The sequence below is a fragment of the Thioalkalivibrio sp. ALE21 genome (genome assembly GCF_003208255.1).
GTDB lineage: Bacteria > Pseudomonadota > Gammaproteobacteria > Ectothiorhodospirales > Ectothiorhodospiraceae > Thioalkalivibrio > Thioalkalivibrio halophilus.
In genome coordinates, this window is sequence record NZ_QKMA01000002.1 from 147,994 (window position 1) to 165,078 (window position 17,085).

Annotated in this window: 14 protein-coding genes; 2 read left to right on the forward strand and 12 right to left on the reverse strand. The window is 67.8% G+C overall.

The window, feature by feature from the left end; all coding sequences use genetic code 11:
• Positions 1–30: 30 nt before the first annotated feature.
• From D893_RS02375 to D893_RS02395, 5 genes are all read right to left on the reverse strand, one after another.
• Complete coding sequence (locus D893_RS02375) at positions 31–1,548, reverse strand: peptidase S10 (RefSeq protein ID WP_246863863.1); 1,518 nt, start codon at positions 1,546–1,548, stop codon at positions 31–33.
• Positions 1,548–2,327: an FKBP-type peptidyl-prolyl cis-trans isomerase gene (locus D893_RS02380; protein ID WP_024328841.1), complete on the reverse strand. Its 780-nt coding sequence runs from the start codon at positions 2,325–2,327 to the stop codon at positions 1,548–1,550. Before D893_RS02380 ends, D893_RS02375 begins: the two co-directional genes overlap by 1 nt.
• 79 nt (positions 2,328–2,406) lie before the next feature.
• Positions 2,407–3,996: a PAS domain-containing methyl-accepting chemotaxis protein gene (locus tag D893_RS02385; RefSeq protein ID WP_018946066.1), complete on the reverse strand. Its 1,590-nt coding sequence runs from the start codon at positions 3,994–3,996 to the stop codon at positions 2,407–2,409.
• Between the two features lie 112 nt (positions 3,997–4,108).
• Positions 4,109–4,897 carry an ABC transporter permease gene (locus D893_RS02390; protein ID WP_018946065.1) on the reverse strand — a complete coding sequence of 263 codons (789 nt, stop codon included), beginning with the start codon at positions 4,895–4,897 and terminating at the stop codon, positions 4,109–4,111.
• A gap of 6 nt (positions 4,898–4,903) precedes the next feature.
• Positions 4,904–5,809, reverse strand: coding sequence for an ATP-binding cassette domain-containing protein (locus tag D893_RS02395; RefSeq protein ID WP_018946064.1), 906 nt, complete (start codon positions 5,807–5,809; stop codon positions 4,904–4,906).
• 215 nt (positions 5,810–6,024) lie between these two features.
• On the opposite strand from D893_RS02395, the gene D893_RS02400 reads away from it, so the two are divergent.
• Positions 6,025–7,383 carry a divalent metal cation transporter gene (locus D893_RS02400; RefSeq protein ID WP_110619066.1) on the forward strand — a complete coding sequence of 453 codons (1,359 nt, stop codon included), beginning with the start codon at positions 6,025–6,027 and terminating at the stop codon, positions 7,381–7,383.
• A gap of 11 nt (positions 7,384–7,394) precedes the next feature.
• Here the strand turns inward: D893_RS02400 and D893_RS02405 are convergent, their stop codons facing one another.
• Together D893_RS02405 and D893_RS02410 are read right to left on the reverse strand one after the other, a co-directional pair.
• Positions 7,395–8,651, reverse strand: coding sequence for a thioredoxin family protein (locus D893_RS02405; protein ID WP_029681205.1), 1,257 nt, complete (start codon positions 8,649–8,651; stop codon positions 7,395–7,397).
• 121 nt (positions 8,652–8,772) lie between these two features.
• Positions 8,773–9,645 carry a DMT family transporter gene (locus D893_RS02410; protein WP_018946061.1) on the reverse strand — a complete coding sequence of 291 codons (873 nt, stop codon included), beginning with the start codon at positions 9,643–9,645 and terminating at the stop codon, positions 8,773–8,775.
• 53 nt (positions 9,646–9,698) lie between these two features.
• Between D893_RS02410 and D893_RS02415 the strand changes: the two genes are divergently transcribed.
• Entirely contained in the window at positions 9,699–10,610 is a 912-nt protein-coding gene (locus D893_RS02415; protein ID WP_024328836.1) for an NAD(P)-dependent oxidoreductase, read from the forward strand.
• Positions 10,611–10,615: 5 nt separating this feature from the next.
• Here D893_RS02415 and mltF read toward each other — a convergent pair whose 3' ends face one another.
• The 5 genes from mltF to D893_RS02440 all read right to left on the reverse strand — a co-directional run bounded on the left by mltF (position 10,616) and on the right by D893_RS02440 (position 17,025).
• Entirely contained in the window at positions 10,616–12,097 is a 1,482-nt protein-coding gene (gene mltF / locus D893_RS02420) for a membrane-bound lytic murein transglycosylase MltF (RefSeq protein WP_110619067.1), read from the reverse strand.
• Between the two features lie 63 nt (positions 12,098–12,160).
• Positions 12,161–13,021: a diiron oxygenase gene (locus D893_RS02425; protein WP_018946058.1), complete on the reverse strand. Its 861-nt coding sequence runs from the start codon at positions 13,019–13,021 to the stop codon at positions 12,161–12,163.
• Positions 13,022–13,099: 78 nt separating this feature from the next.
• Positions 13,100–13,699 carry a Maf family protein gene (locus tag D893_RS02430; RefSeq protein WP_110619068.1) on the reverse strand — a complete coding sequence of 200 codons (600 nt, stop codon included), beginning with the start codon at positions 13,697–13,699 and terminating at the stop codon, positions 13,100–13,102.
• A gap of 3 nt (positions 13,700–13,702) precedes the next feature.
• Positions 13,703–15,556, reverse strand: a complete 1,854-nt coding sequence (oadA, locus tag D893_RS02435) for a sodium-extruding oxaloacetate decarboxylase subunit alpha (protein ID WP_110619069.1) — start codon at positions 15,554–15,556, stop codon at positions 13,703–13,705.
• A 50-nt stretch (positions 15,557–15,606) separates the two neighbouring features.
• Positions 15,607–17,025 carry an acetyl-CoA carboxylase biotin carboxylase subunit gene (locus tag D893_RS02440; protein WP_110619124.1) on the reverse strand — a complete coding sequence of 473 codons (1,419 nt, stop codon included), beginning with the start codon at positions 17,023–17,025 and terminating at the stop codon, positions 15,607–15,609.
• Between the last annotated feature and the right edge of the window lie 60 nt (positions 17,026–17,085).

A 17,085-nucleotide genomic window follows, 5' to 3' on the forward strand; every position in this document is an offset into this window, starting at 1 on the left:
TAACCGGAGGGCGCCCGGGTCGGCAAGCGGTCAGTCGGGGTCCGCTGCGGCCCCGTCCTCGTCTGCTGCGTGCCCGGTGTAGAAGCGCCGGGCGTCGTCGAACAGCTCGGCGTTGGTGTCGGCACGCATGTACAGCATGTGCCCGCCGGGATAGCGGCCGGTGACGATGCGCTCGTCGTCGCCCGGGTCCGCGGCATGCGCGATCTGCCCCAGCAGCCATTCGGTGGCGAAATAGGGGGTGATCAGGTCGGCCTCGCCGTGCACGCTGAAGATGCGAAAGCGGGGATCCAGTGCCAGCGCGGTGGCCAGGTCGTCCATCGCCGAGGCCGGGCCGGTCCGCTGCGAGCTGTCCCAGTCCCAGGCACCGAAGACTTCGCGGCTGAGCAGGCGATACTGATGCCCGTGTGACCAGTCCAGGGTGTTGCGCAGGTGGTCCAGCATGGCGGTGGACAGCGGGGCCACCAGACCGTCGAGGATGGCATCGGCCCGCGGCCGCGTGCGGGTCGGGACCGGATCGGGCGAATCGATCCCGCCGTCGTACAGGCTGACCAGCCGGCCCTCGTCCCGCAGCAGGCCACGCTGCGCCATGTTCAGGGTGACGCGGCCGCCGGTCGCGCGCAGGTGGTCGCGGTCGATCCCGGTGAATCGGGCCACTTCATCGATCCAGTCCGCGTCGATCCGGTCCGGATGCAGCAGGCCTTCGAGATAGTCCCCCAGCGCGAATGCCTCCGCCTGCTCGAGGCTCGGCGGGTCATCGCCCAGGCGGTCATGCGCGCGGGCCGAGGCGGTCAGCGCCGGCAGCATCAGTGCGTGCGGGAGCGGGCGGCCGGTGCCGCCCTCGAGCATGCCGAAATCCAGCGCGGGGGAGACCAGCACCGTGCCCGAGACGCTGATGCCGGAGTTGCGCATCAGCCGCGCCGGCAGGGCACCGGCGCGATAGCCGCCATAGCTTTCCCCGCCGAGGTACACCGGGTCGCCGCGCCGTCCGTGGTCGTCCAGCCAGCGTTCCAGGGTTTCTTCCAGCGCGGCCAGGTCGCCCTCCGGCTCGAAGAAATCTTCGGGATCGCCGGCCTCCATGACCCGGCTGAAGCCGGTGCCCGGTGGATCCACGAAGACCAGGTCGGTAAATGCCAGCCAGGTCTTCGGGTTGTCCACCAGGCGCGGCGGGGTGGTGGCCGACAGGCCACGCTCGTCGGTCTCCAGCACCCGCGGTCCGAGTCCGCCGACGTTGAGATAGGCCGAGGCCGCCCCCGGTCCGCCGTTGAACAGGAAGGTCACCGGGCGGTCGGCTTCTTCGTCGCCCATCGTATAGGCTACGCTGAAGACCCGCGCCTCGGGGTGTTCGCGATCCTCGCCCAGCGGGGTGTAGCCGACCGTCGCGCGGTACTCCAGCCGTTCGCCGTCCACCGTTTCCAGCGAATGCGTGGTGGTCACCGGCTCGGGGAGCACCGCCGGAAGGTCCTCGCGATTGTCTTCTTCGCCCGGTGCCGGGGCGGCGAGCAGCAGCAGGACCAGACCCAGGGCACCGGGGCCGCCATGTCGCCGCATCAGCAAACCGCTGTCTCCTCGGTGTCGGGGCAGTCGTGCTGCACCACGCGGTCTTCTTCCAGCCAGTGCTTGATGCCGTCGGTGACGTTATGGACGTCCTCGTACCCGAGACCGTCGGCCAGCGCGCGGGCCAGTACGCCGGTGCGGCTGCCGGTGCGGCAGATCAGGACCACGGTGTCATCCGGGTCTACCGCATCGGTGAACGCCTGACCGAATTGCGGAATGAACTGGCCGCGTTCGTCGAAGGCGGTCATGCGCAGACTTCCTTTCACCACCCCCGTCTCGGCCCATTCGTCGGGGCGGCGGATGTCGATGATCGTGACGTCGTCGCGTTCGAGCATCCCGGCCAGCTCGTTATTGTTCAGGCCGCCGAAGGGCGCCCGCTCCACTTCCAGGATCTCCACTTCGAAGCGCAGAGTGGCGTTCGGCGGGATCACGTCACCGGCGCCGCGTGACCCGTAGCCCAGTTCCGGCGGGATGATGATCTCGCGCTTCCCGCCCTCGCGCATGCCTTCCAGGCCCTTCTCCCAGCCCGGAATGACCTCGCCGGCGCCCAGGGTCAGGGTAAACGGCTGGCCGCGGTCGCGACTGGAGTCGAAGGGTTCGCCCTGGTCCTCGCCATCCTCGTACACCCAGCCGGTGTAATGTACGGTCACGGTGTCATGACGCACGACCTCGGGGCCTTCGCCTTTTTCGAGGTCGCGGATCTGGACGTTTTCCGCCAGCGCGGTGGCGGGCAGGATCAGAGTGATGAAAATTGCAAACAACCAGGCCTTCATGAGCCCTCCGGAACCAGTTGGCAGGAGGAATAACCTACCAGACCGGGCCCGGTGAGTGCGCGCATGAATCCGTGTCTCTTCAACCCTGACGCCGCTGCTCCCAGAATTGTCGGGAGAGATTCTGCAGACCGGCCGCCAGTTCGCTGACGGAACGGGCGGCACCATGGCTGTCCCCGGCGCGCGTGGCCGTCGTGTCGGCCGCACTGCGAATGGTTTCCACGCCGCGGTTAATCTCGCCTCCGGCGGTCCCTTGTTCTTCCACGGCGGCGGCGATCTGATTGCTCATGTCGCGTATGCGCGCGATCCCTTCGGTGATATGAGTCAGGGATTCGGCGGCTCGGCGGGCCTGGTCGACACTCGCACGGGCCTGTTCATGGCTCTGGTTCATGACTTCCGAGGCGGCCCGGGCCCGGTCCTGAAGCCTTTCGATCATCGCCTGGATTTCGGAGGTGGAGTTCTGGGTTCGGCTGGCGAGGGTGCGGACCTCGTCGGCGACCACGGCGAACCCGCGACCCTGTTCGCCGGCGCGGGCGGCCTCGATGGCCGCATTCAGGGCGAGCAGGTTGGTCTGCTCCGCGATACCCCGGATGACGTCCAGAACGCTGCTGATTTTCTCGCTTTCTTCCCCCAGTTCGCTCATGACCGCGGCTCCGCGCGCAACTTCTTCACCCAGGGTTTCGATCGAGCGGGTACTTTTCTGGACGATTTCCTGGCCTTCGCGGGCCTCGGAATCGGTCTGATCGGCGGCGTCCGCGGTGCTCTGTGCGCTGCGGGCAACGTCCTGCACACTGTTGACCATCTGGTTGGTCGCACTGGCGACCTCCTCGGTCTCCTGCTGCTGCCGGTCGCAGGCGGAGCGGCTTTCATTGACCGCGGCCGTCAGGCCTTCGGCGGTCTCGCCGAGCTGTTCCGCCGCGTCGCCCATGCGGCCGACCACCGCGCCGGCTTCGGCTTCCAGCATCCGCATGGCGAATTCCAGTTCCCCGGCTTCGTCCATGCGGCCGGTATAGATGTACTGGCTGATCGGGTTGCCGGTGAGTCGGCGCGCCCGGGCGACCGCGTTGCATAACGGAGAAAGACCGTTCCACGCCAGTCCGCCACCCACCACCAGTCCCGAAGCGGCGATCACTGCGGCACTGGGGGCTGTCAGGCCGGTAAAGGCGGCGGCCACGCCCAGCCCGGCCGCCAGCCCGCCGGCGATGGAAGCAAGGGCCCGGGTCTTGATGCCCATCCGGGGCAGGCGCAGGGCCAGTGGCGTGCGCTCCTGCATCAGATCGGCATAGACGCGTTCGGCCGCTTCTACGTGTTCGCGCCGGGGTTTGGTGCGTACGGACTGGTATTCAACCACTTGACCATCCCGCATGACCGGAGTGACATAGGCGCTGACCCAGTAGTGGTCCCCGTTCTTGCAGCGGTTCTTCACCATGCCCATCCACGAGCGTCCGCTCTTGATGGTGTTCCAGAGATCGGCGAAGGCGGCCGGCGGCATGTCCGGGTGGCGGATGACGTTGTGGTTCTTGCCAATCAGCTCTTCGTGCTCGAAACCGCTGATCCGGAGGAAATCCGGGTTCACGTAGGTGATGGCGCCCTTGAGGTTGGTAGTGGAAAGAATATTGGCGCTCTCGGGGTAGTCCACCTCACGTTGGGTGACCGGAAGATTCTTCTTCATGTTTCCCCCTCGGGAAAGGCCGTGTTGCCGGGTCTCTTGCAGGCTTACGGCGGCTGCGGGCGGAACTGAAGCTAAATCCCTTTTGTTAACGCTGTCAATTGATTTTTCGGGGTCAGCGAAGAAGGCGGCGACGGATGCGGTAGCTGGCCAGGCTGATGGCCACGGCGCCGTAGCCGGTGATGACGGCAAGATGGGGCAGCCACTGCACTGGCCAGCTGCCGGTCATCAAGGGTCGGACCAGCTCGATTACGTGGGCCAGTGGCAGCATCCAGGCCAGGGTCTGCACCCAGTCGGGCAATTGTTCCAGCGGGAAGAATACTCCAGAGAGCAGCAGCATGGGCGTGACCGCCAGGGTGAAATAGTAGAGGAAGAAATCGTAGCTGCGCGCCAGCGAGGTGACGACCAGCGCCAGCGCCCCGAAGGTAAAGGCGGCGAGGAAGATCACCGGCAGTGCGAGCAGGGCGCGCGCGTCGGTCACCAGGCCCAGCAGGCTGGCGACGATCAGCACGGTGATGGCGCTGACCAGGCCCTTGGTGGCCGCCCAGATCGCCTCGCCGAAGACGATGTCGTCCAGGGTCAGCGGGGTCGCCAGCATGCCGAGCCAGGTGTTCTGTTCTGCCATGCGCGTATAGGCCGAGTACATGCCCTCGAAGCTGGCGGTCATCATCGCGCTGGAGGCGACGATGCCGGAGGCGATGAACACCATGTAGCGCATGCCGTCGACCTCGCCCACCATGGCGCCAAAGCCGACCCCGAACGCGAGCAGGTAGAGGATCGGTTCGCCGAAATTGCCGACCACCGCCGGCAGCATCAGTTTGCGCCACACCCGCAGATTGCGGCGCCACACCGTGAACAGGCGCGGGCCGGGGCGGGGCAGCAGGGGGTGGGTGCGCTGGCGCATGGGCATTCAGTCCCGCAGGTCGTGGCCGGTGAGCTTGAGGAAGACGTCTTCGAGGTTGGCCTCGCGCAGGCCCATGCGTTCCCCGCGCGCCTCCAGCCGGCCGCGCAGGCCTTCCGGGTCGGGGGTGTAGATCAGCCAGGTGTCGGCGACCTGGTGGGCGCGGTCGCGCGGCCCCAGTTCGTTTTCGATGGAGGCCGCGGCGCCGTGGCCGGCGACCGTGGCCACCCACGGCTCGACGTGCTCTTGGATCAGCCCGGCGGGCGTGTCACAGGCGATGATGCGGCCATGGTCGATGATCGCGATGCGGTCGCACAGCTCCTCGGCCTCCTCCATGTAGTGCGTGGTCAGCACCAGGGTGACGCCCGAGGCACGCAGCTCGCGCAGCTGTCGCCAGAGGTGGTGACGGGCCTGGGGATCGAGTCCGGTCGTGGGTTCGTCGAGGATCACCGCGGCCGGGTCGTTGATCAGCGCGCGGGCGAGGGTCAGGCGGCGCTTCATGCCCCCGGACAGTGACTGGATCGGCGCGTCGCGCTTGTCGCTCAGGTTCACCCGTTCCAGCAGCCGGTCGATGTGCGTGTGCAGCGAGGGGCCGGACAGGCCGAAATACGAGGCATAGGTGCTCATGTTCTCGCTGACGGTGAAATCGGGATCCAGGGTGTCGAACTGCGGCACCACGCCCAGTCGGTGGCGGACCGCCCGCTCGCCCTCGGGCATGCTCCGGCCGAGGACCTCGATGTGACCGGCATCAATGGGCGTGAGGCCCAGCAGCATGCGCAGGGTGGTGGTCTTGCCCGCCCCGTTGGGGCCCAGCAGGCCGAAGAACTCGCCCTCCGGGATGTCCAGGTTGACGCCGTCCACCACCGGCGTGCCGTCGTACCACTTGCGCAGGTCCTGGATGCGGATGGCGGTCAAGGGGTGTCCTTTTCGCAAAACGAGTAGTCGGGATCCCGCACAGTGTAAGGTGTTCCCGCCGGGTGCCGCGAAGGGGGCAGGACAGCACGGGGATTTCCGGTGCCCATGGTCGTTGCCGGGGCAATGCGCTACCCTTCGCCGCGTTCGCGCGCAAGCGCGCTCCTGTAAAGGCAGCAGCTCTGCGGCAGACTGTTCCGGCCAACGCGAGGTGATCCATGCAGTTGTTCTGGCAGCCCCGGACGGATCTGGGCAAGGCCATCGGTCCGGGCATCCTGATGGCCGGCGCCGCGATCGGCGGTTCCCATCTGGTGTCCTCGACCCAGGCCGGGGCGCTCTACGGCTGGTCCCTGCTGGGACTGTTGCTGCTGGCCAACCTGTTCAAGTACCCGTTCTTCCTGTACGCGGTGAAGTACCGCGCGGCCACCGGCGACACGATCCTGCATGGCTACCGGCGCATGGGGAAGGGCTTCCTCGCGGCCTTCTTTGGCCTGAATCTGGTCAATGCCTTCCTCAATACCGCGGGGGTCGCGTTCATCTCCGCCAGTCTGTTTCTGGCGTTCCCGTTCGTGGATGCGGCCGAGCATGTAACCGGGATCGCCATCGGCATCCTGTTGTTGTGTGCCGCCATCATCATCGCCGGGCATTATCAGCTGCTGGACAAGATCGCCAAGGTCGTGGTTTTCCTGCTGGCGGTGTCCACCCTGACCGCGGTGATCGTGGCGATCTGGCAGAGCGTGGAGATCCCCGAGAGTTTTGTCGGGCGCGACCCCTGGGACCTTGCCTCCATCGGCTTCATCATCATGTTCATGGGCTGGATGCCGGCGCCCATCGACATCGCGGCGTGGCCGTCGCTGTGGCGGACCTCGCGCGAGATCGAGACCGGACACCGCGCCACGGTGGGCGAGTCGACCACCGATTTTCACATCGGTTACATCGTGACCGTGGTGCTGGCGGTGTTCTTCCTCGCCCTGGGAGCGCTGGTGATGTACCACTCCGGGACCGGCATCGGGCTGGCCGACATGACCGCCGGCGAGTTCTCCGGCCGGTTCATCGAGATGTACACCTCGACCATCGGCGACTGGGCGCACTGGCTGATCGTGCTGGCGGCGTTTTCCGCGATGTTCAGTACCACCCTGACCTGCATGGACGGCTGGCCGCGCTCGCTGGCGATGAGCACACTGCTGCTGTTCGACCGCCCGGAGGCGGGGCTGCGGCGCGCGCTGGTCGCATGGCTGCTGTTCACGGTGGTGGTCTGCATCGTGATTATTCAGTTTCTGCTGACCGATCTGCTGGCGATGCTGCAGTTCGCGATGGTGGTGTCGTTCCTGACTTCCCCGGTGTTCGCCTGGCTCAATTACCGCGCCATCCAGCGCCCCGAGGTGGCGGAGAAGGACCGCCCGGGTCCGGTCATGCATGTACTGTCCTGGGCGGGGATGACGTTCTTCATCGTGTTCACGCTGCTGTTCGTGGTGTGGTTCTTCGGGCTGCAGGATGCGGCCGAGGAAGAACGCGAGCGGATGCAGGAGGAGGAGCAGGCTCTGGTCGTCCCGTTCGAGCCGACGGCCCGGGTGTGACAGGAACCTCCTCAGCTCGAGGCGCGCGCTCGGGTGAACCGGCGGATGATCAGCGTCAGCAGGACGGCCACGCCGATCGCCCCGATCGCGAACGCGGGGCTGGAGAGCAGGTCCGGGCGCAGCAGCAGTAACAGGCCCAGCGCCAGCATCATCATCCCGGACAGCAGTTTGAGCAGGCGCCCCTCGTGTTCCTGCAGCTTGCGGTTGCCCAGGGTGAAGGCGAACAGTGCGACGATCGCCAGCATCGGCAGTACGTAGATCAGGTTGTACGCGAACAGATAGCCGTAATAGCCTGCCGCGCCGGGGTCGTGGGTGGTCAGGATCCGGGTGTAGATCATCGGGAAGCCCAGGGTGCACAGGATCTCGTAGAGGTTGACCACCACCGCCAGGACCACGGTGGCGCCCAGCACCCAGGGCAGACTGTCGGCCTGGGTCAGCTCCCGCATGCGGCGGAACAGTCCGGGCCGGGCCGAGTCCGGGATGCTCAGCGATACCCCGCGCTTGAACAGGAAGTAGTCCTTGATATTGATCAGCGCCATCGCCAGCGCCACGGCCCCGGCGATGCGCGTGATCAGGGGCATCTCGCCGAGCACCAGGAAGGCGTTCAGCCAGGCGGTCATGAAGGTGAAATAGATGACCCCGGAGATGGCCACGAAGACCCCGCCGATCAGCAGGATGCGGCCCCGGCTGCGGCTGTGCACCACCACGCTCAACAGGAACAGCAGGACGAAGAAGGCGCAGGGATTGAACGCGTCGAAGCCCGCGAGGATCAGCGTCAGCGCCGGCAGGGACAGCCGGTCGGGGTGCAGCTCGCCGAACAGGGGCAGGCGCAGCGGTTCGGCCTCGGTCCACAGCGCGCGTTCCAGCTCGGGTGGTTCGCCGGCCTGAACCCGCCGGTGACAGGTCTCCAGCAGTTCGCGCAGCCGGGCCTCCTGGCGTCCGCGCGTGTCGAACCCCTCGAGCATCGCGCCGCAGAACAGGAAACCGGGCACCGCCCGGGCCTGTTCGCCGCGTTCGGCGGCCATCTGGCGGTAGAGCGAGCCCAGTTGCGGGTGTGCGGTCAGGTCGTAGCTGCGCACGTCCAGCCAGGGGTAGTCCTGCGCCAGCTGATGGACCACGGGCAGTGCGTCGAGGCAGCGGGGGCACTCGCGGGTCCAGAAGAAATGCAGGGTGATGGCAGGGGAGGCCCCGTCGGCGTCGTCGGGTTCGCCACCCGGGGTCTGGGCCTGGGCGGTGCCGCCGGCGAGCGACAGCAGCAGGAAGCCCATCAATATCCAGGCCAGTAACGCGTACCTCCGTGCCGGATGTCCGTGACTCTTCGCGGGTGGATCGTGCCTTCCCGGCATGGGGCTCCCCGTACTGTTCCCTGTCGCCGAGTATAACCGGCTTTCAGCGTGCCTCGTCGTCGCGCCAGCTGGCCAGCGCGTGCAGAGCCAGGGTTACCAGAACGGCCGTCCCCGCGACGAGCGTCATCAGCGGCGGCGCCTCGGCCAGGAACAGCCAGACCCACAGGGTACCGAACACCGCTTCCAGGACCAGGAACAGGGCGACTTCCCCGGCCGGGAGGTGGCGGGTGGCCAGGGCGATCATCACCAGCGCCAGTGGCAGCTGCACCGCGCCCATCAGCAGCAGTGTGGCCAGGCTGGTGGCCGACACCGCCAGCGGCGCGGCGAAGAAGAGCGCAATCACCGCGCCCAGCAGGCCGCCGGTGGCGATCACCGCGAGCCGGTCGATCTGCGGCGAACGGCGCAGCAGGGTCAGCTTGAGGCCGACCACCATGGCCGCGCCCAGCGCGAACAGGTCCCCCAGCCAGCCGCCGGTTTCCAGCGAGCCGGCGAACACGCCGACGATGCCGGCCAGGCTGAGCAGGATCGCGACCCAGGTCCGCAGCGGGATCCATTCGTGCAGGATCAGGCCCGAAAACAGGGCCGCGAACAGCGGCGAGGCGGCGAGGATGACCACGGCGTTCGCGACGGTAGTATGCAAAACCGCGAGGACGAACAGATAGTTGGTGGCAGCGAATCCGGTCGCGGTCCACCATGCGTCCATGCCGCCGCGCTGCATGCAGGCCCAGGTCCAGCGCCCGTTCATCAGTCGCAGCACGACGGTGAGGGTGATCGCCATGAACAGGCCGCGCCAGAACAGGATGTCCGGCGCGCTGGCATCGGCGAGGCGTACCAGCAGGCCGTCGAAGCTGATCGCCATGACTCCGATGAACGCGAACAGGGCACCGGTGGCGTGCGGACTGAGGTTGCGAATCAATGCGGGCTCCTTTTCTGCTACGTTGGCCGGATTTCCAGTCCGAGGAGTTTTCCATGTCGTCAGCGACGATCCCCGCCGCGTTGCAGCCGGTCGGCTGCGTGGGCCTGGGCATCATGGGCGCGCCCATGACCCGCAACCTGCTTGCTGCGGGGGCCGAGGTGCATGTCTGGGCCCGACGTCCGGAACAGGCGCGGGCCTTCGAACCGGAGGGTGCCCGGGTGCACGGGGATCTGGCCGGGCTGCTCGCGCAGGTCCGTGTCCTGGTGCTCAACGTTTCGGATACGCCCGACGTCGCGGCCCTGATGGAGGGGCCCGGCGGGGTGCTCGAACACGGTCGTCCGGGCCTGATCATCATCGACCACAGCACCATCGAGCCGGTACGTTCCCGCGAGCTCGCACGCGCCGCGGCGGAGCGTGACATGGTGTTTATCGACGCCCCGGTTTCGGGGGGCGAGCCCGGTGCTCGCGCCGGTACCCTGAGCCTGATGATCGGCGGGCCCGCGGACGCGGTCGAGCAGATCCGGCCCCTGCTGGAGGCCGTGGGTTCCACGCTCACCCATGTCGGTGACAGCGGTGCCGGGCAGATCGCCAAGGCCTGCAACCAGCTGGTGGTCGGCGAGACCCTGGCGGCGATCGGCGAGGCCTTTGCGCTGGCCGAGGGGCAGGGCGTGGATCCCGCACGCATTCGCGAGGCGCTGCTGGGCGGCTTTGCCGGATCGCGGATCCTCGAGGTACACGGCCAGCGGCTGCTGGACGGCGACTTCGAGCCCGGGTTCCAGTTGGGACTCTACCAGAAGGACGCCGGGATCGTGGCCGAGCTGGCCCGGCGCACGGGTCTGGAACTGGACGGGGTCCGGCGTATCGGCGCTGCCGTGGACGCCGCCTGCGCGGACGGGCGCGGTGACGCCGACGTGTCCCTGCTGGCACGCTACTGTGCCGGATCGTCGGGCGGGCGTGCCGAATAACCCGGCTACAGTGCCAGGGGGGTGTTGCGGTAACCGGGGGCGGGGGGCTGCACGCGATCGCCGGGTTCGGGGAAGCGCTGCATCAGCTTGTCGTAGTAACTGCGGATATTGCGGGTGTAGCTGACCGGCTCCCAGCCGCGGGCGTAGCCGTGCCGGGTCTGTTCGTACCAGCGGGATTCGGCCAGTCGCGGCAGCCATTCCTTCACGTCGACCCAGCGGTCCGGATCGTCGCCGTTGTTGGCGGCCAGCGCACGTGCGTCGTTCACATGCCCCAGGCCCACGTTGTAGGCGGCCAGGGTCATCCAGGTGCGATCCGGTTCGGGGATGCTTTCGGGGAGGCGTTCGCGCATCTGCAGCAGGTAGCGCGTGCCCCCGTCCACCGAGGCCTGTGGATCGGTGCGGTCGGGGATCCCCAGATCCTGCGCGGTGGCCCGGGTGAGCATCATCAGACCCCGCACCCCCGTGGGCGAGACCGCGTCGGGGTTCCAGTGCGATTCCTGATAGGCCACGGCGGCAATGAAGCGCCAGTCGAGGTTGTATTTCTCGCCGGCGGCCTCGAACAGATCGCGAAAGCGTTCCAGACGGTCATGGACGCGTCGTTCGAAGGTCAGGGTATCGACCAGGTCGTGGGTTTCCAGGTGACCCAGATACTGATCGATGAGCCGCTCCAGCGCACCGTGCCCCCGCAGTTCATCCAGGAGTGCCCGTGCCTCGCGCTCCAGGCTGGTGTCGCCACGGTCGGGCAACAGCCAGACTACCGGGGTGTTTCCGGACAGTTCGTACCCGGCGCGCAGTTCGGGATGCAGCCGCTGCAGGCGCCGGTATTCCAGCGATGTCATCAGGGCAAAGTCGATCTCGCCGCGCTCCAGGGCGTCGCGCATCCGCTCCGGCCCGGGCAGGGGCAGGACTTCGTGCGGGCCTGTGGTGGCGAGGTCATTCCGGCCATCCTCCCGGTACGGGCGGTGCAGCATGGGCGGCAGCGATGCCCCGGCGGGGACGCCGATCCGGCTGCCTGCGGGGATGTCCATGGGCGACAGCAGGGGGCCGCCGTTCTCGGACCCCTGCCAGTAGGCCAGGATACGCTGAACCTCGAGAATCTTGGGGCCCCGTCGCAGTCCGGCATCGTCGCCCGGCGGCACGAGAAGACCGGCTCCCAGATCGACGCGACCGGCCCGCAGCAGGGCGTGGACATCCGCGGGGCGTTCCACGCGCCGGACCTCCAGGGAAACGCCCAGACGTTCGGCGAGGCGGTCGAGGAGCTCCAGTTCCAGTTGTTCGCGCCCGCCGTAGTCCGCCAGGTCGGAGCGGCCCAGGGCGTGTTCCACGAAGGCCACCCGCAGTTCCTCGCGGAACTGGACCTGCTCGGTGACCGGCGCGGGCTGCAGCCACACCCGCAGGGCGAGCGCGACCAGCACCACGATGAACACGCCCAGTTCGATCTGGTGGCGCGTGGAGAGTGCGGGGCGGAGGCGGCGGGTCGGGCGCATGGGCCGAAGGGTAGCGCATCGTGCCGCTCCGGATCCGTGATTCGGATCAGCGGCCGGTTCGGGTCAGCGCCAGTGGAGTACGAGACCCTGCTGGCGCAGGATCTGCAGGGCGGGGTCCACGCAGTCGTCGATGAACGCGGCCCGCTGCGGGTTGTTCCGCGCGATCCGGCGGTAATCGGGGCCTTCGGGCAGTCCCGCAAGGTGGTAGATGTCCGGTGTGGGGTAATAGAAGGCGTGCACGAACTGGCGGAACACCCGGCGCATCAGGGGGCGGTACAGCATCTTCTGCCAGTTCGGCAGGGTTTCCATGTGCTGTTCCAGCGTATCCCGGGCGTGGGCCATGTGCCGGGCCTCGTCGATCATGTGCGTGGTGACCACGTCATGCACGGCGGGGCTGATGTCCTCGCGGTGGCGGCGGATCAGCCGGTTCATGCGGTCGGGGACCTCCTCGCCGATCATCACCGCGATCCAGAAAATCGCCGATTCGAACGGGGCGAAGCGTCCGACCAGCGTGGCCATGCGCGGCTTGGGGAACCGCCGGATCGGCAGTTCCAGACCGCTGCGCCGCATGAACTCGATGAACATCAGGCTGTGACCGGCTTCTTCGCGCAGTTCGTGCAGACGGTAATTGAGCCGGTCGAGGCGGTCGGCGGAGTGCATCGAGATGCGCGCGATGCGCTCCATGAACAGCCCCTCCAGCCACAGGGCCCCGCTGATGAAGTAGATGAATTCGTATTGCGACAGGCGCCGTTTGAGCGCCTCGGGCAGCTGCTCGTATTCGGGTGTCCCGTAGAGCGAGATGGCCTGTTCCGGGATCCAGAAATCGTCCAGGGATAACGTCTCCCATTCCACTCGCAGGAGCGGATCCTCGTAGGGCGCGCTGTTGCGGCTCAGATGGTCGAGCAGCTCCTGCGACGAATTCATCAGGGGATCACCGGGCAATGGCTGCAGTCAGTCGCGCGAATCATACTCGCAAACCGCTGCGGGACCAATGTCCCGGATTCAGGTACGCGGGGGAACGCTCACGCCCGCCGCGCGCAGCAGGGCGGCCAGGCGGATCAGGGGCAGGCCGACCAGTGCGGTGGGGTCCTCGGTGTCCATGCGCTCGAACAGGCTGATGCCCAGGCCTTCCGAACGGAAACTGCCGGCGCAGTCCAGCGGCTGGTCCTGGCGTACGTACGCGGCGATCTCGGCGGCGTCCAGATCGCGGAAGGTCACCCGGCAGGGGACCTCTTCCACTCGCGCCTCGCCGGTTGCGGTGTCCAGCAGGCAAAGCCCGGTGTGGAAGGTGACCGTGCCCCCCGACAGCATCGCCAGTTGCTCGCGGGCGCTTGTTTCGTCTCCGGGTTTGCCCAGGATGCGCCCGGCATGGGCGGCGTTCTGGTCGGAACCGATGATCAGCGCGTCGCCGTGGCGCCCGCTGACCGCGCGTGCCTTGGCTTCGGCCAGGCGGCGGACCAGATCCGCCGGTACTTCGCCAGGGTACGGCCCTTCGTCAACGGTGGGGGCATCGGTGCCGAACGGCAGCGCCAGACGCTGCAGCAGCTGTGCGCGATAGGGCGAGGTCGAGGCGAGGATGACGCTGCGTTCCGGCGATGGCATGGCTCAGTCTCCCGTGGCGACGGCGGTTTCGACCGTCACCAGCACGCACCCGGCGGTCACCGCGGCGCCGCGTTCCACATGTACTGCGGTCACGGTGCCTCCGGCGGGGGCGACGAGTTCGGATTCCATCTTCATCGCCTCGACCACCACCACCGCCTGCCCGGCCTCCACCGGATCTCCCGGGGCCACCAGGATGTCCACCACGGTTCCGGGCATGGTGGTGGTGACATCGCCCGGACCGGCGCTCGGGCCCGGCTTGCTTTTTGCGACCGGCGACGACGCCGGCGGCGCCGTCGCGCTACTGCCCCACGGGGCCAGCTCGATGCTGTCGTGGGTGACCAGGCCGATCTCTTCGGGAACGCCGTCCACGCTCAGAAACAGGTTCCGGGTCCCATCGTCGCGCGGCCCGCTGCCGCGGATTTCCACCTCGTGCGCTTCGCCGTCGAGCTGCACCGTGAAACGCCGCGGGGCGGGGCAGCCGGGACGGTCATCGCCGGGCAGGTCCAGGGGTTCCGGGGCGAGGGTCCCGGCGCGTCGGTCCTCGAGGAAGCGCCGTCCGATCTCGGGGAACAGCGCGCAGGTCAGGACGTCCTCGGGGGATTCGGCGAGGTCGCCGGCGTCGGCGGTCAGCCGTTCCATTTCCGGCTCCAGCCGGTCGGCGGGGCGTTCTTCCAGGACCGGCCCGTCGGCGATGGCCTGACGACGGACGGCTTCGTTCACCGGCCCCGGGGCCCGGCCGTAGTGGCCGCCGAGATAGCGTTTCACCTCGTTGGTGATGCGGGCGTAGCGTTCTCCGCTCAGCACGTTCAGCACGGCCTGGGTGCCCACGATCTGCGAAGTCGGGGTGACCAGCGGCGGGTATCCTAGGTCCTCGCGGACCCGCGGCACTTCCTCCAGCACCGCGTCGAAATGGTCCAGGGCACCCTGTTCGCGCAGCTGGCTGGCGAGATTGGAGACCATGCCGCCGGGCACCTGGTTGACCTGAACCCGGGTGTCCACCCCGGTGAAGCGGCTCTCGAAGCGGCGGTATTTCGGCCGCACGTCGTGGAAATGGCGGGCGACGGTCTGCAGGGCCTCCAGATCCAGGCCGGTGTCGTGTTCGGTGCCGGCCAGCGCGGCCACCATGCTCTCGGTCGGCGGGTGGCTGGTACCGCCGGCGAATGGCGTCAGCGCGGTTTCGATGTGCCGGCAGCCGGCACGGATCGCCTCCCAGTGGCACAGCTCGGACAGGCCCGAGGTCGCGTGGGCATGCAGATGCACGGGTACGTCCAGGGCGTCGACCAGTTCGGTGACCAGTTCGCGCGTGGCCGAAGGTGTCAGCAGGCCGGCCATGTCCTTGATCGCGATGCTCTGCGCCCCCATGGCCGTGAGTTCGCGCGCCAGCGCCACGAACTGGCCGCTGTCATGCACCGGCCCGGTGGTGTAGCAGAGCGTACCCTGGGCGTGCGCCCCGGTCTCGCGGGTCGCCTCGATCGCCACCCTCAGGTTTCGCGCATCGTTCATCGCGTCGAAGATGCGGATGATGTCGATCCCGCCGGCCACCGCGCGCTCCACGAAGGCGCGCACCACGTCGTCGGCGTAATGGCGATAGCCCAGCAGGTTCTGGCCACGCAGAAGCATTTGTAGCGGGGTGCGGGGCAGGGCCGCCTTCAGGCGATGCAGACGCTCCCACGGATCCTCGCCCAGGTAGCGCAGGCAGGCATCGAAGGTGGCACCGCCCCAGACCTCGAGGGAATGAAAGCCGATGGCATCCAGCTGCGCACAGGCCGGCAGCATGTCCTCGGTCCTCAGGCGGGTCGCGATCAGGCACTGGTGCCCGTCGCGGAGGGTCACGTCGGTCAGGCGAACGCGGTCCATGGGCGATCCATTGGCTGGGAACAAGTGAACGGTCCGGACATGTGAGCCTGCTAAAGTCCGTGGTGAGCAGCGATGGCGGCTGCCACCACCGCGGCGCGGTGACGCGGGTCGGGTGGCGGTTGAGCCCGTGCCAGGTGCGGTCGGGCGGCGATGAACCCGGTATCGAACACCCCCCGGCGAAAGTCCGTGTCATTCAGGATGGCCAGATGGTAGGGCACGGTACTGCGTACGCCGCGCAGTTCCAGATCGTTCAGCGCACGTTCGCAGCGTGGCAGAAGGGATGCCCAGCCGCTGGCGTGAACGATCAGCTTGGCGCACATGGAGTCGAAATTCGGCGGGATCACGTAGCCATCGTACAGGGCGCTGTCGGTACGCACGCCCGGGCCCCCGGGCGGAACGAAACGGGTGATCCGGCCCATGTCGGGGAGGAAATCGTTCGCCGGGTCTTCGGCGTTGATGCGGAATTCGATCGCCATCCCCTGTGGACGGATGTCGGCCTGGGTGAAACCCGGCGGTTCACCGGCCGCCACGCGCAGCTGTGCCTGCACCAGATCGACACCGGTAATCATCTCGGTGACCGGATGTTCCACCTGAAGTCGTGTATTCATCTCCATGAAATGAAAGGATCCGTCGTGATCCAGGAGGAACTCGACCGTCCCGGCATTGCGGTAGCCCGCCGCCTCGGCGGCGCGCACCGCCAGGGCGCCGAGGTGTTCCCGCTGGTCGCTCGTCAGGGCCGGCGAGGGGGCGATCTCCAGGAGCTTCTGGTGACGCCGCTGGATGGAGCAGTCGCGCTCGTAGAGGTGGACGGCGCGCCCCTCGGTATCGGCGAGGATCTGGACCTCGATGTGGCGCGGATTGACCACCGCCTTTTCGAGGAAGATCTCGGTGTTACCGAAGGCACGGGTTGCCTCCGACCGCACGCGCTCGAACTGCTGTTCCACCGCCTCGGGGTCCTCGCACAGGCGGATCCCGCGGCCGCCACCACCGCTGGTCGCCTTGAGCATTACCGGATAACCGATTGCGTCGGCGACCGCGCGTGCTTCGGCGGCGTCGGCGAGGTTGCCTTCGGACCCGGGCGTAACCGGGACACCGGCCGCCTGCATGGTCGCCCGCGCGGCGACCTTGTCGCCCATGCGGCGGATGACCTCGGCCGGCGGACCCACCCAGATCAGGCCGGCCTGCGTGACGGCCTCGGCAAAATCGGCGTTTTCCGACAGGAAGCCGTAGCCCGGATGCACGGCGTCGCAACCCCGCGTCCGGGCGGCTTCCACCAGTCGGGCGATATCGAGGTAACCGGACTCGGTGTCGGGGCCGAGGTCGACCGCTTCCGTCGCGCGATGGACATGCAGGGCGTGGCGGTCGGCGTCCGTATGCACGGCCACCGGCGTGACGCCCAGCTCGTGGCAGGCGCGGATGATCCGGACGGCGATCTCGCCGCGGTTGGCGATCAGGAGTTTGCGGATCAACATCGCTCTCCGGGCGACCCTGGAAACCGCAGTATCGACACGCCCGGGGGGTGCCCGCAA